This window comes from Roseococcus sp. GW821-FHT12F05 (assembly GCF_058806835.1).
This window is the reverse complement of record NZ_JBXAQB010000001.1, coordinates 201,711-223,725: the sequence shown is the minus strand read 5'-3', so window position 1 is coordinate 223,725 and position 22,015 is coordinate 201,711. Positions and strand designations below refer to the sequence as shown.

Genomic DNA, 22,015 nt, shown 5'->3' with positions numbered 1-22,015 from the left:
CGGGGGGATTCGCAGGATAACAGGCGCAAAGGGTGTTCGCTACAGACCTTCGAAGAGATCGGTCGAGAGATAGCGTTCCGCAAAGGAGGCGGCGATGCCGACGATCAGCTTCCCCTCCATGCCCGGCTGCCGCGCGATCCGCATCATCGCGGCCAGCACCGCGCCCGTGGAGATGCCGACGGGCACGCCATCCAGCTTCGCCACGGCGCGCGCCGCGGCGAAGGCGTCGCGCTCGGCGACCCGCTCCACGCCGTCGAGGCTCTCGAGGTCCAGCACGCCGGGCCGGAAGCCGGCACCGATGCCCTGGATCAGGTGCGGCCCCGGCTCGTCGCCGTTCAGCACCGCCGATTCGGCCGGCTCCACGCCGATGACCCGCAGCCCTGCCTTGCGCGGCTTCAGCGCGCGGGCGACGCCGGTCAGCGTGCCGCCCGTGCCGATGCCACCGACCACCGCGTCGACCTCGCCCGCGGTGTCGCGCCAGATCTCCTCGGCGGTGGTGCGGGCGTGGATGTCGGGGTTGGCGGGGTTGTCGAACTGGCGCGCGATCCAGGCGCCGGGGGTGGTGGCCAGGATCTCCTCGGCGCGGGCGATGGCGGCCGCCATGCCCTTCCGGCCGGGTGTGAGCTCCAGCTCCGCGCCCAGCAGCTTCAGCATCTTGCGCCGCTCGATGGAGGCGGCGTCGGGCATCACCACGATCAGCCGGTAGCCCTTGGCCGCGGCGACCAGCGCCAGCGCGATGCCGGTGTTGCCCGAGGTCGGCTCGATGATGGTGGAGCGGCCGGGGGCGATGATGCCGGCGGCCTCGGCCGCCTCGACCATGGAGAGCCCGATGCGGTCCTTCACCGAGCCGCCGGGATTGAAGAACTCCAGCTTCAGCGCGAGGCGCGCCGGCAACTTCTCCTCGGCCATGAGGCGCGGGAGCAGCACCGTCGGCGTGTTGCCGATGGTCGAGAGGATGCTGGCATGCAGGCCCTGGCCAGCCTGGGGTGATTCGGCGTCCATCTTTTTCCGGTAGCACGAAAATCGTCGCGCGTTGCGAGAGGCGGGTTGGAATTTCGCGCCGAACCCGCCAAATTCTACGCGAATCAACGGGAGATTCTCGAATCATGCTGCTCCGGCGGGACCGCGCGCTGCTCGCGCTCGACATCGCGCTCGACATCGCCTTCCACGCGGGGCGGGGCGGCGAGGTCACGGGCGCGGCCGAGATCGCCGAGCGGCTGAACGCCGCGCGCCGCGGAATCGAGCCGCTGCTGCAGGCGCTGGTGCGCTCCGGCCTGCTGGACAGCGTGCGCGGCCCGCGGGGCGGCTATCGCATGGCCCGGGCGCCGCGTGAGGTGAAGCTGGCCGAGATCATCGCCGCCGTGACCGAGGACGAGACGGCCGATCCGCCGCCCGGCAAGCTCGCGACGCTGGTGACGGCGCCGCTCTGGAACGAGCTCGACGCGGGGGTGGAGAAGAAGCTGCAGTCCATCACGCTCGAGGAGCTGCTGAAGCGCGCCGCCGCCGCCGGGCTGCGCCGGCCGGTGTCGGAGCCGCTGCACTTCGTGATCTGATGACCGCCTGGCCATGCAGGATGCGAGAGGGGCTTCGCCCCCCTCGCGCTCCCCCCACCAGGGCTTTAGGCCCTGGACCCCTTCACTTATCGGAGATGCAAGAACCTGAGGTTCTTGCTGGGGGTGCTCGAGGGGGTAAAGCCCCCTCGATCCTTCTCTGATGCCGAAGATCACCGAATCCTCCCTGCACAACGCGGCCCTCGCGCATCTCGCGCGCTTCGCGGCGACGGAGGCCGGGCTGCGGCGCGTCCTGGGCAACCGCATCCGCCGCTGGGCGCGCGAGGCCGAGGCGGCCGGCCAGGACACAGAGGCGGTGGCCGCCGAGGTCGCCGCCGCGAACGCGCGCGCGGCGGCCATCGCGGCGCGCCTCGTGCAGGCCGGCGCGGTGGACGATGCCGGCTTCGCGAACGCTCGGGCGCGGCGGCTGCTGGGCAGTGGGCGCTCGGCGCGGGCCACGCTGGCGCATCTCGCGGCCAAGGGCGTCGCCGGCGAGACGGCCCGCGCGGCGCTCGGCCAGGAGGACGTGCCGGACGAGCTGACCTCGGCGGTGATTCTCTGCCGGAAGCGCCGGATGGGCGCCTTCGCGGCCGAGCCCGATCCGGCAACTCGGCAAAAGTGGCTGGCGAGCCTGGCGCGGGCGGGCTTCGGCGGCGAGGTCGCGCGCCGCGCCCTGCGGCTCACGCGCGCGGAGGCCGAGGAACTCCTGGCGGCGCGGCGGTGAGCGGCTCGCGGGTCGTCTTCACCCGGAAGGGCGTGATGAGGGGCGTGCGCATCTCGCTGCCCATGATTCCGGCGGTGCTGCCCTTCGGCCTCATCATCGGCGTGATGTCCGACGCGCAGGGCCTTTCCTTCCTGGAGACGGTCCTCATGTCGGCCGCGGTCTTCGCCGGCACGAGCCAGCTCGTGGCGCTGCAGATCTGGGCCGATCCCGCGCCCATCTTCGCCGCGACCCTGGCCTGCACCGTGATCAACCTGCGCCTCGCGCCGATGGGCGCGGCACTGGCGCCCTGGCTCGACCGTCTCAGGGGATGGAAGCTCTGGGGCACGCTGGCGACGCTGGTGGACAACAGCTTCGCCATCGCCATCGCCGACCAGCGCGCCGGCGGGCGCGACGCGGGGCTGCTGCTGGGCGTCGGGCTGACCTTCTGGGGCTTCTGGGTCTTCTTCTGCGGCGTCGGCTACGCCTTCGCGGGGGCGATCTCGCTGCCGCCGGGCCATCCGATCTTCTTCGCGAGCCTGGCCACCCTCATCGCGCTGATGGTGCCGCTCTGCCGCGGCAGGACGGACATCCTTCCCTGGTGCGTGGCCGCGGCGGCGGCGCTGGCGGTATCCCAGGGGCTCGGGTTTGGTCAGCCCTGGCCGGTGCTGGCGGGGGCGATCCTGGGCGGCGCGGCGGGTGCCTGGCGGGACATGCGGCGGGGATAGGCCGATCCTTCGGCCGCGGAACGCAGGAGCGGCCGGCGGAGTGATCCGCCGGCCGCTTGGGAGCAGTTTCAGGCCAAGCTCAGCTGTGGCTTTTCACCGGAATCTGCCAGTCCTGGTCGACGCCATAGGGGTAGGCATCCTGGTCCGGCGGGGTCTGCGTGCGGAAAACCTGCCGCGTGTGATACTCCTGCTCATGCGGCGAACCGGTGACGACCGCATTGGCGCCACCCACGATGGATTGCCAGGACGGGGTGGACTGAGCGGCCGGCGCCTGCGGCGGGTTGGTCTGTGCAAGAGCCGCCGCGGAAAACAGACCGGTCATGACTGTGGCGAAAAGGACGTTACGGAGCATCGTGATATCCCAAACGATCCGGGGCGGTCGGGATTGGCCGTCTCGTACAGGGGGACATGGCGCCCTGCCGGGTTTCAACCACCGCGCGAAACGGGGATCGGACATTCGCCTCGGCGATGGCCGGGCGCGTAACCTTTCGCCGGAGAGCCCTCTGGGCGCACGAAAAAGGCCGGTGGATCGCTCCACCGGCCCTTCCCGACATCGAGGTGGCGCCCAGCTCAGTTGCTGCTGTCGACCACGATCTGCGACGGGTTCCGCGCGAGGGAAGGCGCCTGCGTGCGGAAGACGCGCTGCGTCTCGTACTGGGCCTGGCCGGGCGCGCCGCTGACGGTCGCGTTGGCCGAGCCGACGATGTTCGCCGACGGCGCGTCGTAGACGATGGTGGGGCTGTTGGCCTCGTCGACCAGGGTCGGGCCGGCGGCGAAGGCGCTGGCGGCGGTGAGGCCCATGAAGGCGGCGGCGAGGAGGGTGTTGCGGATCATGACGATTGTTCCCGTCTGAAATCGGGGCGGTCGGGAGTGGCCGTCTCGTGTAGATACACATAGGCGTCTCGATGACATTCCGCTAATGCCGCGAACGGATATCCGCCATTCGCCCCGGTGATGGCGCCTAGGCTTGCGGAAGTTCGATCGATAGCCACCCGCCCGCATCCATCCGCGCGATGTCGCCGGGCAGCAGCAGCACGGTGGTGGTCGCGGATTCGATGATGGCCGGGCCCTTGATCTCCTGCCCCGCCGCCAGCTCGTCGAAGGCGAGGACGGGGAGCTCCGCCCATCCGCCTTCCAGCAGCGCGCGCCGCGCGCCGAGCGGGTCGGCCGGACGCGCCGCGCCGGCGGGCATGACGGGCAGGGCCGGCAGCAGGCCGGAGGCGGCGGCGCGGGCGGTGACGAGGACCACCTCCTCCTCCGGCAGGTCGTAGGTGAAGAGGGCGCGGTGGCGCGCGTGGAAGGCCTCGCGCAGGCCGGCGCGGTCGGGGACCACGCCGTCGAGGTTCACGGTGATCTCGAAGACCTGCTCGCCGTAGCGGAGATCGGCGGCGCGGTGCGCTGCCACTTCGCCCTGGAACCATTGCGCGAGCTGGCTGCGGGCCTCGCTCTCCAGACCGTCGAAGAGGGCGGCCAGCGCGGCGTCTGACGGCATGGCCTCGGCGCTGACGACGCTGCGCGCGATCTCGTGGCGCAGCTCGGTCTGCAGCATGCCCCAGGCGGAAAGCCCGGCGGCGAAGAGCGGCACAGCGATGCGGGACATGCCGAGGTCGCGCGCGACGGCGCTGGCATGCAGGCCGGCGGCGCCGCCGAAGGCGAGCAGCGTGGCGCCGCGCGGATCGACGCCGCGGCGGACGGTGGCCACGCGCACGCCATCGGCCATGCGGGCGTTGACCAGGCGGTAGATGCCGAGCGCGGTGGCCTCGGGCGTGATGCCCAGCTTTGCCGCGAGGGTCGCGATGGCGCGCTCGGTGGCGGCGACATCGAGCAGCCGCGTGCCGCCGAGGAAGCGCGTGGCATCGAGATAGCCGAGGGCCAGGTTCGCGTCGGTCACGGTCGGCTCGGTGCCGCCATTGCCATAGCAGGCGGGGCCGGGCCGCGCGCCGGCGGACTGCGGGCCCACTTCCAGCGTGCCGCCGCTGCCCAGATGCGCGATGGAGCCGCCGCCGGCGCCCAGCGTGATGATGTCGAGGCTGTCCAGCGCGATGCGCTCGCCGCCGACTTCGCGCCCGCGACCGAGGGTCGCCGCACCGTCCTGGATGAGTGCGATATCGGTCGAGGTGCCGCCCATGTCGAGCGTCACGAGCTGCTGCCCCATGCCCCGACGCGAGAGCGCCAGCGCTGCCGAGACGCCGCCGGCCGGGCCGGAGAGCGCGGTGCCCACGGCGAGACGCGCCGCCTCGCCGATCGGCGCCATGCCGCCATGCGAGAGGATGACGAAGACCGGCTGCGTGTAGCCCGCCTCCCGCAGGCGCGATTCGAGTCGCGTCAGGTAGCGCGAGACGACGGGGCCGACATAGGCATTCACCGCGGTCGTCGAGAAGCGCTCGAATTCCTTGATCTGCGGCAGCACGTCGGCCGAGCAGGTGACGAAGACGCCCGGCAACGCCGCGCGCACCGCCTCGGCGGCGGCATGCTCGTGCTTCGGCGCGGCCCAGGAGTGGAGAAAGCAGATGGCCACCGATTCCACCTGCTGCGCGCGCAGCGTCTCGATGGCGGCATCGAGGCTCGCGGCATCCAGCGGGACCTGCACGCTGCCGTCGGGACGCAGGCGCTCGCGGACCGGCAGTCGGAGCTGTCGCGGCACCAGCGCGGGCGGCTGCGGCAGGCGCAGGTCGTAGCGCGCGGGCTTCAACCCCTCGCGCATGGCGGTGACGTCGCGATGGCCCTCGGTGGTGAGCATCGCCGTCTTCGCGCCGCGCCGCTCCAGCAGCGCGTTGGTGGCGACGGTGGTGCCGTGGACGATGCGGGTCGTCGTCTCCAGCAGCTCGGAGAGCGTCAGGCCGATGGCGGCCGCCAGATTGGCGAGGCCGTCCAGCACGCCTTCGCTCTGGTCGTGCGGGGTGCTGGCGGCCTTGGCCAGGAACTCGCGGCCCTCGTCGTCCACGCCGACCACGTCGGTGAAGGTGCCGCCGACATCGACGCCGATGGTGTAGCGCATCAGGCCAGACCTTCTTCGATGTCGCGGGCAATCAGGGCAGGGTCGCGCTTCGCCGGATCGCCCCATCCGCCGCCGCCAGCCGAGCGGACATGGATCACCTCGCCCGGTTGGATCTCGATACCCACTTCCTTGGTGCGCAGCACGCGCACGGAACCGTCGGCATGTCGCAGTGCATAGCGGTGCGGCGTGGAGTCTTTCCCGCCCGCGATGCCGGCGCTGCCATGGAAGGCGCCGTCGCCGGCCGTGTTGCCGCGCGAAGGGCCGTCGCTCTCCACGACGAGCTCGAGCTCCGCGCCATGCCCGCCGCGATACTGGCCGGCACCCGCCGTGCCGCCCAGGAACTCGTGCTTCCGGAAGTGCAGCGGGAAGCGCGCCTCGGCCATCTCCACGCTGCCGAACTTCAGACCGCCAGCCGAGTGCCATTCGCCCGCGGTGGACCAGCCGTCGCCCTTCGCATGCCCGCCGCCGCCGGGGCGCGCATGGAACAGGTGCCAGACGAATTTTCTATCCGGCCGCCGCGCATCCTTGCCGGTGATGGCGATGCGGAAGCGCCGGCCCCAGCCGCCCATCGTGCGCTCCGGGCAGCACTTCTCCATGGCGCGCATGATGGCTTCGACGATCTCGTTGCTGCAGTGGCTGGTGCAGAGCGTCACGGCCGCGCCCTCGCGTGCCCAGGTGATGCTGCCCTCGCGCGCGATCACATCAAGCGCGCGGAAGGCGCCCTCGTTCTTCGCCACCTCGGGGTCGAGGAGATAGGCGAAGGCCATGCAGACCGCGGAGAACATGTTGGGATAGGAGGAGTTCACGATGCCCAGCACCTGGTCGTCGCTCTCCGAGAGATCGACGGTCAGCGTGCCGCCCTGCTTGGTGCAGGTCGCGCGGATGGCGATGTTCTCCTGCCCGTGGCCGTCGTCGTCCAGGATGGCCTCGCCGCGCCATTTGCCGTCGGGCCAGCTCTCCACGATGCGCTTCGTGTGCGCATGGGCGAGGTCGAGGATGGCGTCCACCGCGGCCATCAGGCTCGTGCTGCCATGCTGCTCCAGCAGCGCGGAGAGCCGGTTCGCGCCGAGCTTCGCGGAACCCAGCATGGCCGCGAGATCCCCGCGAAAGTCGCGGTTGATGCGGGTGTTGAGCGCCAGCATGGAGACAAGGTCCGGCCGCATCTCGAAATTCTCGCCGAGGCGGATGGGCGGGATGCGCAGCCCCTCCTGCCAGATCTCGGAGGCGCCGGGGTTGTAGCCGCCATGGGTGTTGCCGCCGATGTCCGACTGGTGCGCGCGGACCACGGAGTAGAAGCGCACGACACCCTCGCTGAACACGGGCAGCACGATCGTCAGGTCCGGCAGGTGGCTGCCGCCGTGATAGGGGTCGTTGAGAAGAAAGACGTCGCCGGGCTTCATGTCCTCGCCGAAGGCCTCGACCACGGCCTTGGCCGCGAAGGGCATGGCGCCGACATGGACGGGGATATGATCCGCCTGCGCCACCAGCCGGCAGGCGCCGTCGGTCACGGCGATGGAGAAGTCGCGGCTGGAGTTCAGGATCTGGCTGTAGGCGGTGCGGAGCAGGCCCTCGCCCATCTCCTCCACGATGGCGGTGAATCGCGCGGAGAGCACGGCGAGCGTCACGGGATCCATCGGCACAACCGTCTCCATCTTGGCGGGACGGGGAGCGTGGCGCATCCTCGCGGCAACGGACAAGGGAGGGTGCGCCGATATGAGCCTGAAAATTCTTGCGGAAGGGCTGAGATTCCCGGAAGGGCCGGTCGCGCTGCCAGACGGCTCCATCGCGATGGTGGAGATCGAGAAGCAGGTCGTCTCCCGCATCGCGCCGGACGGGACCTACAGCATCATCTGCAAGACCGGCGGCGGGCCGAACGGGCTGGCAGCCGGGCCGGACAACACGCTGATCCTCTGCAACAACGGCGGCTTCAACTGGGTCGACGAGCCGGGCGTGCTGCGGCCGCACGGCCAGTCGGACGACTACACCCATGGCCGCATCGAGGTGATCGACATCGCGACGGGCCAGCTTCGCCAGCTCTATGACCGCTGCGGCGACGTGATGCTGAAGGGCCCGAACGACCTGCAGCTCGACGGCAAGGGCGGCTTCTGGTTCAGCGACCTCGGCAAGTCGCGCGCGCGGGACCGCGACCATGGCGGCGCCTACTGGGCCGCGCTGGACGGCAGCAAGATCGTCGAGGCGGCCTTCCCCTTCTTCGGGGGCGCGAACGGCATCGGCATCAGCCCGGACGGCGAGAAGCTCTATGTCGCGGAGACCGAGACGGGGCGGCTCTGGGGCTTCGACATCATCGGGCCGGGGCAGGTGCGGAAATGCCCCTGGCCGAGCAGCAGCGGCGGCGAGCTGATCTGCCAGCTCCCGGGCTACCGCCGGCTGGACAGCCTGGCGATCACGGCGGCGGGGAACATCGTCATCGGCACGCTGGTGGAGGGCGAGATCACGACCGTCACGCCGGCGGGCAAGATCATCGACGTGGTGAAGATGCCCGAGCGGATGCCGACCAACATCTGCTTCGGCGGGCCGGACCTGCGGACCGCCTACATCACGCTCTCGACCAGCGGGAAGCTCGCCAGCATGCGCTGGCGGGAGGCGGGGCTCAGGCTGCCGTTCTGCTGATCCGTTCAAGGGCCAGGGCCAGGAGCCCTGCCGCGAGACCAACCAGGAGGAAGCGCGAATGACGCCACGTCAGATGCATCTCGTCGGATTTCTGCAGGCGCAGAACTGCACCATCTTCGCGAGCTCGTGGCGTCATCCGGACAGCCGGTCGGATTTTCTGACCGCCGATTATTTCCAGGAGATCGGGCGCATCCTCGAGCGCGGCAAGTTCGACCTCGGCTTCTTCGACGACCGGCTCTCCATGCCGGACCGGTACGGCGCCGACCACGTCCATGCCATCGAGCACGGCATCCGCTGCGTGAAGATGGACCCGGTGGTGACGCTCACCATGATGGCGGCGGTGACGAGCCGGCTCGGGTTGGGCTCGACCGCCTCCACCACCTATTACGAGCCCTTCCACGTCGCCCGCGTCTTCCAGACGCTGGACCTGATGAGCAACGGCCGCGCGGCCTGGAACGTGGTGACCTCGCTCAACGACGGCGAGGCCGCGAACATGGGCCATGCCGAGACTATGGCGCACGATGCCCGCTACGACCGCGCCGACGAGTTCGCGGAGGTGGTGCTCTCCCACTGGGATGCCTGGGAGGACGACGCTGTCATCGTCGACAAGGCGACCGGCCGCTTCGGCGACGGCCACAAGGTGCACCGGCTCGACTTCAAGGGACGATACCTGCAGAGCCACGGGGCCTTCACCGTGCCGCGCAGCCCGCAGGGACGGCCGGTGCTGATCCAGGCCGGCAGCAGCGGCCGCGGCAAGGCTTTCTCCGCCCGCTGGGCCGAGCTGGTCTTCGTCGCCTATCACGACCTGGCGGGCGGGCAGCGGGAATACAGGGAATTCAAGGCCGCCATCGCCGCCGCGGGACGCAACCCCGACCATGTGAAAGTGGCGACGCTCTGCAACCCGATCTGCGCGGCCACGAAGGCTGAGGCGGAGGACAAGGCGGCGCTGATCGCGAAGCTGCCGCTGGAAATCGACGCGCTGTCGCTGCTCTCGGAAGCGCTCAACTTCGACTTCGCCTCCAAGGGCATGGACGAGCCCTTCAGCGACGAGGAGATGGCCGGCATCCAGGGCCTGCAGGCGATCCGCAACCGGGTGGTGGAGCGGACCGGCAAGAAGAACCCGACGGTGCGCGACTTCATCGTGGGCAGCGGCCGGGGCCGGCCGCGCATGGACATGGTGGGCGGCCCCAAGGAAATCGCCGACAAGATGGAGGAGTGGTTCACGGGCAGGGCCTGCGACGGCTTCGTCATCTCCGCGGCGGTGATCCCGGGCGGCTACACCGATTTCGTGGAGCACGTCGTGCCCGAGCTGCAGCGGCGCGGGCTGTTCCGGAAGGACTACGCGGGCTCGACGCTGCGCGACCATCTCGGCCTGCCCCGCGCCGTCCGCGGGGACTGGCAGCCCGCGGCGGCGGCGGAATAACGAACAAGAGAGGAAACACGATGCCCAAGATCCCAGCCGAGCGCCTGCGCGAGATCGGCAAGGCGCTTCTGATGGCCAACAAGGTGCCGGAGGAGGAGGCCGCGACCGTTGCCCGCCACGTGGTCAACGCCAACCTCGCCGGCCATGACAGCCACGGCGTCATCATGCTGCCGAACTACATCGAGCGCGTGCGCGCCGGCCAGATCGTCCCTGGCGCGCCCTTCACCATCGTGCAGGAGAGCCCGACCACGACCGTCGTCGATGGCAACTGGGGCTTCGGCTACGTCATCAACGAGAAGGCGATGCAGCTCACCATCGAGAAGGCGGAGCAGAGCAACATCGCCGCCTGCACGGTCTTCCGGCAGGGTCATGTCGGGCGTCTCGCGAGCTACCCCCTGATGGCGGCGCAGGCCGGCATGATCGGCATGGCCTGGGCCGATTCCGGGCGCTCGCCCAAGGGGGTGGCCCCCTTCGGCGGCCGCGAGGCGCGGCTCGGCACCAACCCCTGGGCGATGGCCGTGCCTTCCGATCTCGACGGGCCCTTCTGCATGGACATGGCCACCTCGGCCGTGGCGATGGGCAAGATCAAGCTGGCCGAGGCCCGTGGGCAGGAGGTCCCGCTCGGCTGGATCGTCGACAAGGACGGCGAGCTCTCGACCGATCCGAAGAAGATCGCCGGCGGCGCGCTGCTGCCGCTGGGCGGGCCGGGCGAGGGCTACAAGGGCACCGCGCTCGCCGCGATGGGCGAGGTGTTCTGCGGCCTCCTGACCGGCCTGGGCTTCGGCGTGGAGCCCAGCGGGCGGCACAATGACGGCTGCTTCCTGATCGCCATCAAGGTGGATGCCTTCCGCCCGCTCCTCACCTTCCGCAAGGACGTCGCGGATTTCGCGCAGTACCTGAAGGACACGCCGCCGGCCAAGGGCAGCAGCGGCGTGCTCTACCCCGGCGAGGTCGAGCACATGCAGGAGCGGAAGCGCGGCGCCGAGGGCATCGAGATCGAGGACGCCACCTGGAAGAAGCTCGGTGCGCTGGCCCAGGAAGGCGGCATCGCCGGGACGCTCGGCTTCGGGTGAGTTAACGCTCCAGCGCGGCCACGCCCGGCAGCGTCTTGCCCTCGAGCCATTCGAGGAAGGCGCCGCCGGCGGAGCTGACATAGCTCATGCGGTCGGCCACGCCGGCATGGCGCAGCGCGGAGACCGTGTCGCCGCCGCCGCCCACGGAACGGAGCTTCCCGGCCTCGGTGAGGCGCGCGACCTCCTTGGCCACGGCGACCGTCGCGGTGTCGAAGGGCGCGATCTCGAAGGCACCGAAGGGGCCGTTCCAGACCAGCGTCTTCGCGGAGGCGAGGCGCTTGTTCACGTCGGCGACGGTGGCGGGGCCGACGTCGAGCGCCATCTGGTCGGCCGGCACGCCGTCGAGGCCCACGACCATGTTCGGCGCATTCGCCGCGAAGGCGCCGGCGACGACGAGGTCGAGCGGCAGGACGATCTCGCAGCCGTTCTTCTTGGCCGCGGCGAGGATCTCCCGCGCGGTGTCGTGCATGTCGGCTTCCTGCAGCGACTTGCCGAGGGCATGGCCTTGCGCCGCGAGGAAGGTGTTGGCCATGGCGCCGCCGATGACCAGCACGTTCACCTTGGAGGAGAGGTTGCCCAGCAGGTCGAGCTTGGTGGAGACCTTGGCGCCGCCGACAATGGCGACCACGGGCCGCTGCGGGTTGCCGAGTGCGGCATCCAGCGCCTCCAGCTCCTGCTGCATCAGGCGGCCGGCGTAGCTCGGCAGCAGCTTCGCGACGCCCTCGGTGGAGGCGTGGGCGCGATGCGCGGCGGAGAAGGCGTCGTTGACGAAGACATCGGCGAGCTTGGCCAGGCCGGCGGCCAGGGCCGGGTCGTTCTTCTCCTCGCCAGCGTGGAAGCGGGTGTTCTCGAGGAGGAGGACCTCGCCGTCCTTCAGGGCTGACGCGGCGGCCTCGGCCTCGGGGCCGACGCAGTCGTCGGCGAAGGCGACGGGCTTGCCGAGGGTCTTGGCGAGCGCCTCCTGCATGGGCTTCAGCGACATCTCGGGGACGCGCTTGCCCTTGGGGCGGTCGAAGTGGGAGCAGACGATGACGCGCGCGCCCTTGCCGGCGAGTTCGGCGATGGTGGGGCAGAGGCGCTCGATGCGCGTCATGTCGGTGATCTTGCCGTCCTTCACCGGGAGGTTCAGGTCGGCGCGCAGCAGGACGCGCTTTCCGCTGGGATCGAGGTCATCGAGGGTGCGGAAAGCGGGCATATTTCGTCCGTCTATCTGATGGCAGGGGTCCGGGGAGACACTGTCTCCCCGGCGGTGTGTGGGGCAGAGCCCCACGTTTTGCTCAGAGCTTGCCGTAGTAGGCAGCGGTATCCGACATGCGGTTCGAAAAGCCCCACTCGTTGTCGTACCAGGACATCACGCGGACCAGCCCGCCGTCGACGACCTGCGTCTGCGTCGCGTCGAAGGTGGAGCTGTGCGGGTCGTGGTTGAAGTCGATGGAGACGAGCGGCGCGGTGTTGTAGCCGAGGATGCCCTTGAGCGGGCCGCTCTCGGAGGCCGCCTTCATCACGGCGTTGATCGCTTCCTTGGTCAGGCCTTCGGTCTTCGCGGGCACGAAGTCGAGCGAGACGAGGGAGACGTTCGGCGTCGGGATGCGGATGGCGGTGCCGTCCAGCTTGCCCTTCAGCTCCGGCAGCACGAGGCCGACGGCCTTGGCGGCGCCGGTTGAGGTCGGGATGGCGGAGACGGCGGCGGCGCGGGCGCGGTGCAGGTCCTTGTGCAGCGTGTCGACCGTGTTCTGGTCGCCGGTGTAGGCGTGGATGGTGACCATGTAGCCGCGCAGGATGCCGTAGGTGTCGTGCAGCACCTTGGCGATCGGCGCCAGGCAGTTGGTGGTGCAGGAGGCGTTGGAGACGATCTTGTCCTCGGCCGTCAGCGTCTCGTGGTTCACGCCGAAGACGATGGTCTTGTCGGAGTTCTCGCCGGGGGCGGAGATCAGCACCTTCTTCGCGCCGGTGCCCAGCAGCAGCGAGGCCTTGTCGCGCGCGGTGAAGATGCCCGTGCACTCGGCGGCGACGTCCACGCCGTCCCACTTGAGCTTGGCGGGATCGCGCTCGGCCGAGACCTTGATCGGGCCCCAGGTCTTGCCCTTCGCCTTGATGGTGATGCTGTCGCCCTCGACGATCACCTCGCCGGGAAAGCGGCCATGCACGCTGTCGTAGCGGAACAGGTGCGCATTGGCTTCGACGGAGCCGAGGTCGTTGATCGCGACGAACTCGACGTCGTCGCGGCCGCTCTCGCAGGCGGCGCGGAGAACCAGGCGACCGATGCGCCCGAAGCCGTTGATCGCGACCTTAACCGTCATTTGCTTCCATCCTTTGCGAGAAGTTTGGTGGTCGCCGCGACGATCGCGGCCGGGGTGATGCCGAAATGCTCGAAGAGGTGATCGGCGGGGGCGGAGGCGCCGAAGCCGGTCATGCCGATGAAGGCGCCGTTCGGGCCGAGCCAGCGCTCCCAGCCGAAGCCGAGCGCGGCCTCGATGCCGATGCGCGGCGCGTCGCCGAGGGTGGCGGCGCGATAGGCCTCGTCCTGCTGGGCGAAGAGCTCCCAGGAGGGGAGGGAGACGACGGCGGCGTTGATGCCCTGGGCAGCCAGCGCCTGACGGGCGTTGACGGCGAGATGCACCTCGCTGCCGGTGGCGATGAGGGTGACGTCGCGCGCGGCCTCGGCTTCGGCGAGGACATAGCCGCCGCGGGCGCAGCGGTTCTCGCCGGCGTCGTCGCGGAGCGCGGGCAGGCCCTGGCGGGACAGGGCGAGCACACTCGGCCCCTCGGTGCGGCGCAGGGCCAGCTCCCAGCACTCGGCCGTCTCCATCGCGTCGGCGGGACGGAAGACGGCGAGGTTGGGGATGATCCGCAGCGAGGCGAGGGTCTCGACCGGCTGGTGCGTCGGGCCGTCCTCGCCGAGGCCGATGCTGTCATGCGTCAGCACGTGGATGACGCGCTGGTGCATGAGGGCGGCGAGGCGGAGGGAGGGCCGCATGTAGTCGGCGAAGACGAGGAAGGTGCCCGAATACGGGATGATGCCGCCATGCAGCGCCATGCCGTTCATGGCCGCCGCCATGCCGTGCTCGCGGATGCCGTAATGGATGTAGCGGCCGGCGTAGTTGCCCGGGACGATCGAGGCGATGCCCTTCACATCCGTGTTGTTCGAGCCGGTGAGGTCGGCGCTGCCGCCGATCATCTCGGGCACGGCGGGGACCAGGGCGCCGAGGGCGCGCTGGCTGGCGATGCGGCTGCCGATCTTGGGCTTTTCGGTCGCGAAGGTGGCGCGCAGGGCGTTCAGCGGCTCGGCCCAGTTCTCGGGGAGCTTTCCCGCGATCGCGCGCTCGAAATCGACGCGCATGGGGTGCTTGGCCAGCCGCTTCAGCCAGGAGCGGCGCGTGCCGGCGGAGCGGCGGCCGGCCTCCTCCCAGCGGGCCTTCAGGCCCTCGGGAACGGAGAAGGGCTCGGCGTTCCAGCCCAGCGCCGATTTGGCGGCCGCGATCTCGTCGGCGCCGAGCGGCGCGCCGTGGCTGCCCGCGGTGCCGGCCTTCTTCGGCGCGGAGAAGCCGATGATGGTGCGGCAGGCGATGATGGTCGGCTTGCGGCTGCGCTGCGCGACGGCCATCGCCGCGGCGATCTGCGCGGGGTCGTGCCCGTCGATGCGCTTGGTGGCCCAGCCATAGGCCTGGAAGCGCTTCAGCACGTCCTCGGAGAAGGAGAGGGCGGTGTCGCCATCGATGGAGATGTGGTTGTCGTCCCACAGCACCGTCAGCTTCTCGAGCTGGAGATGGCCGGCCAGCGAGGCGGCCTCGTGCGACACGCCCTCCTGCAGGTCGCCGTCCGAGCAGATGACCCAGGTGCGGTGGTCCACCAGCGACTTGCCGAAACGCGCGGCCAGGTGCCGCTCGGCCAGCGCCATGCCGACCGCGGTGGAGATGCCCTGGCCGAGCGGGCCGGTGGTGGTCTCGATGGCCGGGTGCTCGCCGTATTCCGGATGGCCGGCGGCGGGGGAGTGGAGCTGGCGGAAGCGCTGCAGCTCCTCGATGCCCATGCCGGCATGGCCGGTCAGGTGCAGCAGCGAGTAGAGCAGCATGGAGCCGTGTCCGGCCGAGAGCACGAAGCGGTCGCGGTCCGGCCAGCGGGGGTCTGCGGCGTCGTATTTCAGGAACTTGGTGAAGAGGGCGGTGGCGACGTCGGCCATGCCCATGGGCATGCCGGGATGGCCGGACTTGGCTTTCTCGACGGCATCCATGGCGAGGGCGCGGATCGCATCGGCCATGCGGCGCTCTTCGGAGGCTGGGCGCTCAAGGATGGCGGCCTGGGCCAGGAGGGCAGGATTGGGGGCGTTCGGATCGACGATGCTGGCCAAGATGGATACGCCTCTCAAACTCGGCTTTGGGCTATAAAGGGAGGCCTTAGGCGGGGCAAGTTTGGGCCGGCATGCGCGATGGGCATGGGCGGTGCCCTTGTCCGTGTGAGCGCTCCACCCGCCGCCAGGACTTCCCGCTTGCCACCCGCGCGCCCGGGCCCCTAACCTGGCGACGTTCCGCCATCGAGCCGCACAGGAGGGCTGGGATGCACGACCACACTCAGCGCCACACAAGAGGTCCTGTTTCCGCCCTGCGATAGGTCTTTCGCAGGGCAGGGCCGCCTGAAGCCGCATCGCTTCCGTTCCGGACTGCCTTCGTTGCATCCGCCTGCCTCATCGGCCGGCGTCCGAACGGATTTTTTGCCGCCATGGCTCTCATCACCCTACGCGACCTCGGCATGGTCACGCCCCGCCCCCTGTTCCAGAACCTCACCCTCGGCATCGGCCCCGGCGACCGCATCGGCCTCGTCGCCGCCAATGGCGCGGGCAAGTCCACCTTGCTGCGCTGCGTCGCCGGCCAGACGGAACCGGATGCGGGCAGCGTCACGCTCTCCCGCCGCGCCCGGCTGGGCTTCGTCGAGCAGGACGTGCCGCCGGGATGGCTGGGCCTGACATTGACGGAAGCCCTGCGCCGCGCCCTGCCGCCCGCCGGGCGCGAGCACGAGGCTTGGCGCGTCGGCGCCGTGCTGGACGAGTTCGCCACGCCCGAGGCGCTGCGCGAGCTTCCCCTCGCGGCCCTCAGCGGCGGGTGGCAGCGCCTGGCGCTGCTCGCGCGTGTCTGGATCACCCAACCGGACATCCTGCTCCTGGACGAGCCGACCAACCATCTCGATCTGGAAAAGATCGCGCTGCTGGAAAGCTGGATCGCCGGCCCGGCGGCGCGCACGCCCATGCTGATCGCCAGCCACGACCGCAGCTTCCTCGACGCCTGCACCACCCGCACCCTGTTCCTGCGCCCCGGCCTGAGCCGCCTCTACGCCCACCCCTACGCCACCGCCCGCGCTCTGCTCGCGGAGGATGACGTGACCCAGGAGCGAAAGCAGGCCAAGGATTCGAAGGAGGTCACCCGCTTGCGCCGCAACGCCGGCGAGCTGCGCAACATCGGCGTCAACAGCGGCAGCGACCTGCTGCAGAAGAAGTCCATGCAGCTGCGCGACCGCGCCAACCGGCTCGAAGCCACGCTGCGTCCCCTCCATGCGGAACGGCCCGGCGAGATCCGCCTCGTCAGCCGCAACACCCATGCGAAGGTGCTGGCCGCGATCCGCGACCTGACCGTCGCCACGCCGGATGGACAGCTTCTGTTCCGGATCGCGAAGCTGGATCTCCGCCAGGGGGATCGCCTCGTGCTGCTGGGCCGCAACGGCGTGGGCAAGACGCAGCTGATCCGTCTCCTGCGCCGGGCGACCACCGGGCCGGTGCCTGGCGTGCAGGTCAGCCCCAGCCTGGTCCTCGGCTATGCCGACCAAGGGATGGCGCATCTCCCGGACGGCCGGACGCCGCATGGCTTCATCGCGGCGCAGCCGGGCATCAGCGACGGCCGGGCCACCAGCCTGCTCGCCGGTGCAGGGCTTTCCACCGAGGCGCAGTCACACCCGATCGGTCGGCTCTCGCCCGGGCAGAAGGCGCGGCTCGGCCTGCTGGCGCTGCGCCTGGCGGAACCGAATTTTTACCTGTTGGACGAGCCCACCAACCACGTCGACATCCCCGGCCAGGAGCAGCTCGAGGCGGAGCTGCTGGCGCAGGGCGCCACCTGCGTCCTGGTCTCGCACGACCGCAGCTTCGTCGAGGCCGTCGGCACGCGCTTCCTCCTGATCGAGCAGGGCCAGGCGCGGGAGGTGGATGGCGCCGGCTAGAGAAAGCCCACGGGATCGACGTCCACCTGCACCCGCACGTCGCGCGGCACCTGCGCCCGGGCCAGCCAGTCTTCCAGGATCGGCTGCACGCGGATTCCCCGCTCGGCCTTGAGCAGCAGGCGGTGCCGGTGGCGCCCGCGCAGCAGGGACAGCGGCGCGGGCGCGGGGCCGAGGACCTGGATCCCCTGGCCCGTGGGCGCGGCGAGGCCCAGGTCGCGCGCGGCGCGCTCGGCCGACCGGGCATCCTCGCTGCTGACGATCAGCGCCGCGAGCCGGCCGAAGGGCGGCCAGTGGCCGGGCGCGCGCTGGGTGGCCTCGGCCTTGAGGAAGCCCGCCATGTCGTCGGCGATCAGCGCCATCATCACCGGATGCTCGGGCGCGAAGGTCTGCAGCAGCACCGTGCCGGGCGTGGAGCCCTCGCGCCCGGCGCGGCCGGCGACCTGGTGCAGCAGCTGCATCGTCCGCTCGCCCGCGCGCAGGTCGCCGCCGGCGAGGCCGAGATCCGCATCCACCACCCCCACGAGCGTCAGATGCGGAAAATGCCAGCCCTTGGCGACGATCTGCGTGCCGATGATGAGGTCCACCTCCCGCTCCTCGATGCGCCGCGCCGCCTCGGCGGCGGCGGCGGGGCCGGGGATGGTGTCGCTGGCCATGATGAGGCGGCGCGCCTCGGGGAAGAGTTCGGAAACCTCCTCCTGGATGCGCTCCACCCCCGGGCCGATGGGCACCAGCGAGTGCTCGGTCCCGCATTCCACGCAGGCGAGCGGCGTGGGCTCGGTGTGGCCGCAATGATGGCATTGCAGCCGGCGCTGCGCCCGATGCTCGACCAGCCAGGCCGTGCAGTTCGGGCATTGCATGCGATGCCCGCAGGTGCGGCAGAGCGTCAGCGGCGCGTAACCGCGGCGGTTGAGGAAGAGCATGGCCTGCTCGCCCCGCGCCAGGGTCTCCGTCACGGCCTGGATCAAGGGCGGTGAGAGGAAGCGCCCCCGCTCCGGCGGATGCTGGCGGAGGTCGACGGCCTCGATCTTCGGCAGGGCGGCGCCGTGGTGGCGGTTCGGCAGGGTGACGTGCGCGTAGCGGCCGTCCTTGGCGTTGGTGACGGTCTCCAGGCTCGGCGTGGCGCTGACCAGCACGCAGGCGGCGGATTCCAGCCGCGCGCGGACCACGGCCATGTCGCGCGCGTGGTAGATGACGCCGTCCTCCTGCTTGAAGGCGGTCTCGTGCTCCTCGTCCACGATGATGAGGCCGAGGTCGGGGAAGGGCAGGAACAATGCCGATCGCGCGCCGACCAGCACCGGCGCGTCGCCCTCGGCCACGGCGCGCCAGGTGACGCGGCGGGTCCGCGACGACAGCTCGGAGTGCCAGAGCGCCGGTGGCGCCCCGAAGCGGCGCTCGAATCGCGAAAGCCATTGGGTGGACAGGGCAATTTCCGGCAGCAGGACCAGCGCCTGCCGCCCCTCCCGCAGGCATTGGGCGACGGCGTCGAGATAGACCTCCGTCTTGCCCGAGCCGGTGACGCCCTCCAGCAGGGTCACGCCGTAGTGCCGCGAGATCACCGCCTCGCGCAGGGCATTGGCGGCGAGCTGCTGCTCGTCCCGCAGGTCCGGTGGCGCGAAATCGGGGATGGGGCGCGGGAAGGCGGCGGCGCGGGGCATCAGCGCCGGCTCGATCAGCCCGACCGAGGCCATGCCGCGCACCACCCCCATCGAGACCCCGGCCGCGCGGGCGATCTCGGTCCCCGGCAGGATGTGGCTTCCCAATATGTCCAGGGCCTTGGCGCGATCCGGCGTGATCCGCCCCTCCGCCCCCTCCACCCGGCGCCAGCCGGAGATGGCGGTCGGCTCCTCCAGCGCCGAGGGCGAGGACATGGCCATCCGCAGCACCGCCCCCGGCGGCGACAGCGTATAGGCCGCGACCCAATCCACCAGCCGCCGCAGGTTCGCATGCATGGCCGGCGCAGGCTTCACCGCGATGACTTCGCGCAACCGCGCTTCGGCAATGGATTCAGGGTTCTCCAGATCGTCCCAGACCACGCCCAGGCTCACCCGCCCGCCGAGCGGCACTTCCACGAAGCTGCCCGGCCCGGCCGCCAGTTCCGGCGGCAGGCGGTAGTCGTAGGCGCCCTCGAGCGGCAGTGGCAGCAGGACACGGATGCGCCGCCCGGCCTTTCGGATTGGTGTCGCCATGGGCTATCCACTTCGCGACGCAGCAGGCGCGGGTCAATCCCGCCCCCCGAATCGCCCTGTTATGAAGGATGATGCCCCCATGAAGTTCTTCGTGGACACCGCCGACGTCGCCGAGCTCCGTTCCCTCGCGGGCACGGGCCTGATGGACGGCGTGACGACCAACCCCAGCCTGATCGCCAAGTCCGGCCGCAAGATGAGCGAGGTGATCGCCGAGATCTGCTCGATCACCGACGGCCCCGTCTCCGCCGAGGTCACCGCTACCGACCACGAGACCATGCTGAAGGAGGGCCGCTACCTCCGCGGCATCGCCAGCAACGTCGCCGTGAAGGTGCCGCTGACCGAGGCCGGCCTGCGCACCTGCAAGGTGCTGAGCGACGAGGGCACGCCCGTCAACGTGACGCTGTGCTTCTCGGCCAACCAGGCGCTGCTGGCGGCCAAGGCCGGCGCGGCCTTCATCTCGCCCTTCGTGGGACGGCTGGACGACATCGGCTACGACGGCCTGGAGCTGATCGCCGACATCGTGCAGATCTACGAGAACTATCAGTTCAAGACCGAGGTGCTGGTCGCTTCCATCCGCCACCCCGTGCACGTGCTGCAGGCCGCCAAGCTCGGCGCGCATGTCGGCACCATGCCGCCGGCGGTGATCAAGGCGCTGATCAAGCATCCGCTGACCGACAAGGGCCTCGAGGCCTTCCTCGCCGACTGGGCCAAGACGGGCCAGAGCATATTGTGACGCCCTCAGACGCCGGGCGGCCGCTCCGCGGCCTTGGCTTCGCCGCGCTGCCAGAGCGCCGGACCGGAAGCTCGGTTGGGCGGCGCCGGCCGCAGTCGCGGCCGGATGCTGCCGACTGGCTGCAAGGATGGGTAACGGCATGAACCCGGCCCGGCGCGACGAGGACGAGGCTGCCGCGGTGGAGGCCTTCCTCCACGCCCATCCCGGCTTCCTCGCCGCGCGGCCGCAGCTCTACGCCGTGCTCACGCCGCCCCGCCGCGTCCATGGCGAGCCGCTGGCCGACCACATGACCGCGATGGTCGAGGCCGGGCGCGAGATGTGGCGTGACGTGCTCGAAGCCGGCCGCACGCGGCGGAACTTTTCCGCGAAAGTCGCCGAGGCCGTGCTGGCACTCATCGCGGCGGCCGATCCCTTCGACTGCGTGCGCGACGAATGGCCCGCGCGGCTCGGCGTGGAATCCTGCCGGCTCATCGCGGCCGTCTCCGGCACCGCCGCGATGGCGCGCGACGTCGTCTCGGCAAGCCCGGCGCTGCATGGCGAGGCCGCGCCGCTGGTGACCCGCGAGGCGCTGCTGCGCGTCGGCGACCACACGCTGGTGCTGGGCGCGCGCGAGGCCGCGGACCTGCCGAACGAGCCGGAAGTCCTGGCCTTCCTCGCGCGGGCCCTGGCCGCCGTCTTGGCACGCCCCCGGCCGTGATGACCGGGATCGAGGCCCGCGAGAAATTCCTGGCCTGGCTCGCGGCCGAGCGGCGGGCGAGCCCGCACACCATCGAGGCCTATGGGCGCGATGTCGGCGACCTGCTGGGCTTCCTGACGATGCATCTGGGCGCTGAGCCGGACCTCGCGGCGCTCGCCGCGCTGCGCCCGGCCGATCTGCGCGGCTTTCTTGCCATGCGCGCCAAGGCGGGCGCGAACAACGCCACGCGCGCGCGCCAGCTCGCGGCCATCCGCAGCTTTCTGCGCTTCCTCGCCCGGCGGCACGGCATCGCGCCGCTCGCCATTGCCGGCATGCGCGGGCCCAAGCGCGTGCAGCCCGTGCCACGCGCGCTGAGCAAGGCCGATGCCCGCGCCGTCGGCGTCGAGATCGGCATGGCGCACCAGTCCGATCGCGCCGAGCGGCCCGAATACCAGTCCGCGCGCGACACGGCGCTCTTCACGCTCCTCTACGGCTGCGGGCTGCGCATCAGCGAGGCGCTGGGCCTCTCCGTCGGCGAGGCGCCGCTGCCGGGCGGCGACGCGGCGCTGCGCATCACCGGCAAGGGCGGCAAGCAGCGCGTGGTGCCCGTGCTGCCGGTGGTGCGGCAGGCCATCGCCGAATGGCTGAGGCATCGCGGCGCGGCCGAGCCGGACGAGCCGCTCTTCCTCGGCGCGCGCGGCAAGCGGCTCGACGCTGCCGTGGCGCAGAAGTCGCTGCGCGACTACCGCCGCCTCGCCGGCCTGCCGGAGCACGCGACGCCGCACGCGCTGCGTCACTCCTTCGCGACGCACCTCCTGGCCGGCGGCGCGGACCTGCGCGCGATCCAGGAGCTGCTGGGGCACGCCAGCCTCTCGACGACGCAGCGCTACACGGCGGTGGACGCGGAAGGGCTGCTGGCCACCTGGCGTCTGGCGCATCCGCGCGCGGATTGACGGAAGCGATCAGGCGTCCTGCGTGAGCGGGCAGGCCGAAGGTCGGGACGCCGATCCAGCCGTGTCAGGTCGCACCGAAGCCGTTGGTGATTTGCCTTAATAGAACTCACGCTGGTATCGGCAATGTTCACAACCTCCCCGAACCCGTCCAACTGTTGACCCT

19 protein-coding genes are annotated in these 22,015 nt (G+C 70.8%); 10 read left to right on the top strand and 9 right to left on the bottom strand.

Annotation, left to right across the window (positions count from 1 at the left end):
- Positions 1-39 precede the first annotated feature (39 nt).
- Positions 40-1,002 carry a cysteine synthase A gene (gene cysK, locus AC1ROY_RS01155; RefSeq protein WP_493146393.1) on the bottom strand — a complete coding sequence of 321 codons (963 nt, stop codon included), beginning with the start codon at positions 1,000-1,002 and terminating at the stop codon, positions 40-42.
- A 104-nt stretch (positions 1,003-1,106) separates the two neighbouring features.
- Between cysK and AC1ROY_RS01150 the strand changes: the two genes are divergently transcribed.
- The 3 genes from AC1ROY_RS01150 to AC1ROY_RS01140 all read left to right on the top strand — a co-directional run bounded on the left by AC1ROY_RS01150 (position 1,107) and on the right by AC1ROY_RS01140 (position 2,978).
- Positions 1,107-1,553: an RrF2 family transcriptional regulator gene (locus tag AC1ROY_RS01150; protein ID WP_493146392.1), complete on the top strand. Its 447-nt coding sequence runs from the start codon at positions 1,107-1,109 to the stop codon at positions 1,551-1,553.
- Positions 1,554-1,713: 160 nt separating this feature from the next.
- Positions 1,714-2,274, top strand: coding sequence for a regulatory protein RecX (locus AC1ROY_RS01145; RefSeq protein WP_493146391.1), 561 nt, complete (start codon positions 1,714-1,716; stop codon positions 2,272-2,274).
- On the top strand, positions 2,271-2,978 hold the full coding sequence (locus AC1ROY_RS01140) for an AzlC family ABC transporter permease (protein WP_493146390.1): 708 nt from the start codon (positions 2,271-2,273) through the stop codon (positions 2,976-2,978). Before AC1ROY_RS01145 ends, AC1ROY_RS01140 begins: the two co-directional genes overlap by 4 nt.
- Before the next feature lie 79 nt (positions 2,979-3,057).
- Here AC1ROY_RS01140 and AC1ROY_RS01135 read toward each other — a convergent pair whose 3' ends face one another.
- The 4 genes from AC1ROY_RS01135 to AC1ROY_RS01120 all read right to left on the bottom strand — a co-directional run bounded on the left by AC1ROY_RS01135 (position 3,058) and on the right by AC1ROY_RS01120 (position 7,610).
- Positions 3,058-3,330 carry a hypothetical protein gene (locus tag AC1ROY_RS01135; RefSeq protein WP_493146388.1) on the bottom strand — a complete coding sequence of 91 codons (273 nt, stop codon included), beginning with the start codon at positions 3,328-3,330 and terminating at the stop codon, positions 3,058-3,060.
- A gap of 218 nt (positions 3,331-3,548) precedes the next feature.
- A complete protein-coding gene (locus AC1ROY_RS01130) occupies positions 3,549-3,812 on the bottom strand; it encodes a hypothetical protein (RefSeq protein ID WP_493146386.1) in 264 nt (87 codons plus the stop codon).
- A gap of 127 nt (positions 3,813-3,939) precedes the next feature.
- The gene (locus tag AC1ROY_RS01125) at positions 3,940-5,976 is read right to left on the bottom strand and encodes a hydantoinase/oxoprolinase family protein (protein WP_493146385.1); all 2,037 of its coding nucleotides are present in this window, start codon (positions 5,974-5,976) and stop codon (positions 3,940-3,942) included.
- Complete coding sequence (locus AC1ROY_RS01120; protein WP_493146383.1) at positions 5,976-7,610, bottom strand: hydantoinase B/oxoprolinase family protein; 1,635 nt, start codon at positions 7,608-7,610, stop codon at positions 5,976-5,978. The genes AC1ROY_RS01125 and AC1ROY_RS01120 overlap by 1 nt, the downstream gene beginning before the upstream one ends.
- A 79-nt stretch (positions 7,611-7,689) precedes the next feature.
- Here AC1ROY_RS01120 and AC1ROY_RS01115 point away from each other — a divergent pair, with 79 nt between their 5' ends.
- The 3 genes from AC1ROY_RS01115 to AC1ROY_RS01105 are packed head-to-tail and all read left to right on the top strand — an operon-like array spanning position 7,690 to position 11,103.
- On the top strand, positions 7,690-8,607 hold the full coding sequence (locus AC1ROY_RS01115) for an SMP-30/gluconolactonase/LRE family protein (RefSeq protein ID WP_493146381.1): 918 nt from the start codon (positions 7,690-7,692) through the stop codon (positions 8,605-8,607).
- Positions 8,608-8,665: 58 nt separating this feature from the next.
- The gene (locus AC1ROY_RS01110; protein ID WP_493146380.1) at positions 8,666-10,030 is read left to right on the top strand and encodes an LLM class flavin-dependent oxidoreductase; all 1,365 of its coding nucleotides are present in this window, start codon (positions 8,666-8,668) and stop codon (positions 10,028-10,030) included.
- Between the two features lie 20 nt (positions 10,031-10,050).
- Entirely contained in the window at positions 10,051-11,103 is a 1,053-nt protein-coding gene (locus tag AC1ROY_RS01105) for an Ldh family oxidoreductase (protein ID WP_493146379.1), read from the top strand.
- Between the two features lies 1 nt (position 11,104).
- Here the strand turns inward: AC1ROY_RS01105 and AC1ROY_RS01100 are convergent, their stop codons facing one another.
- From AC1ROY_RS01100 to tkt, 3 genes are all read right to left on the bottom strand, one after another.
- Positions 11,105-12,298 carry a phosphoglycerate kinase gene (locus AC1ROY_RS01100; protein ID WP_493146377.1) on the bottom strand — a complete coding sequence of 398 codons (1,194 nt, stop codon included), beginning with the start codon at positions 12,296-12,298 and terminating at the stop codon, positions 11,105-11,107.
- A gap of 82 nt (positions 12,299-12,380) precedes the next feature.
- The gene (gap, locus tag AC1ROY_RS01095; RefSeq protein ID WP_493146375.1) at positions 12,381-13,403 is read right to left on the bottom strand and encodes a type I glyceraldehyde-3-phosphate dehydrogenase; all 1,023 of its coding nucleotides are present in this window, start codon (positions 13,401-13,403) and stop codon (positions 12,381-12,383) included.
- Positions 13,400-15,451, bottom strand: coding sequence for a transketolase (gene tkt, locus AC1ROY_RS01090; RefSeq protein WP_493146373.1), 2,052 nt, complete (start codon positions 15,449-15,451; stop codon positions 13,400-13,402). Before tkt ends, gap begins: the two co-directional genes overlap by 4 nt.
- 368 nt (positions 15,452-15,819) lie before the next feature.
- Between tkt and AC1ROY_RS01085 the strand changes: the two genes are divergently transcribed.
- The gene (locus AC1ROY_RS01085) at positions 15,820-17,304 is read left to right on the top strand and encodes an ABC-F family ATP-binding cassette domain-containing protein (protein ID WP_493146371.1); all 1,485 of its coding nucleotides are present in this window, start codon (positions 15,820-15,822) and stop codon (positions 17,302-17,304) included.
- Here AC1ROY_RS01085 and AC1ROY_RS01080 read toward each other — a convergent pair.
- Positions 17,301-19,490, bottom strand: coding sequence for a primosomal protein N' (locus AC1ROY_RS01080; RefSeq protein ID WP_493146369.1), 2,190 nt, complete (start codon positions 19,488-19,490; stop codon positions 17,301-17,303). The genes AC1ROY_RS01085 and AC1ROY_RS01080 overlap by 4 nt on opposite strands.
- Before the next feature lie 79 nt (positions 19,491-19,569).
- Here AC1ROY_RS01080 and fsa point away from each other — a divergent pair, with 79 nt between their 5' ends.
- The 3 genes from fsa to AC1ROY_RS01065 all read left to right on the top strand — a co-directional run bounded on the left by fsa (position 19,570) and on the right by AC1ROY_RS01065 (position 21,852).
- Entirely contained in the window at positions 19,570-20,223 is a 654-nt protein-coding gene (fsa, locus tag AC1ROY_RS01075) for a fructose-6-phosphate aldolase (RefSeq protein WP_493146367.1), read from the top strand.
- 139 nt (positions 20,224-20,362) lie between these two features.
- Entirely contained in the window at positions 20,363-20,920 is a 558-nt protein-coding gene (locus tag AC1ROY_RS01070; protein WP_493146365.1) for a hypothetical protein, read from the top strand.
- Positions 20,920-21,852, top strand: a complete 933-nt coding sequence (locus AC1ROY_RS01065; protein ID WP_493146363.1) for a tyrosine recombinase XerC — start codon at positions 20,920-20,922, stop codon at positions 21,850-21,852. The genes AC1ROY_RS01070 and AC1ROY_RS01065 overlap by 1 nt, the downstream gene beginning before the upstream one ends.
- The last annotated feature ends 163 nt before the right edge of the window (positions 21,853-22,015 follow it).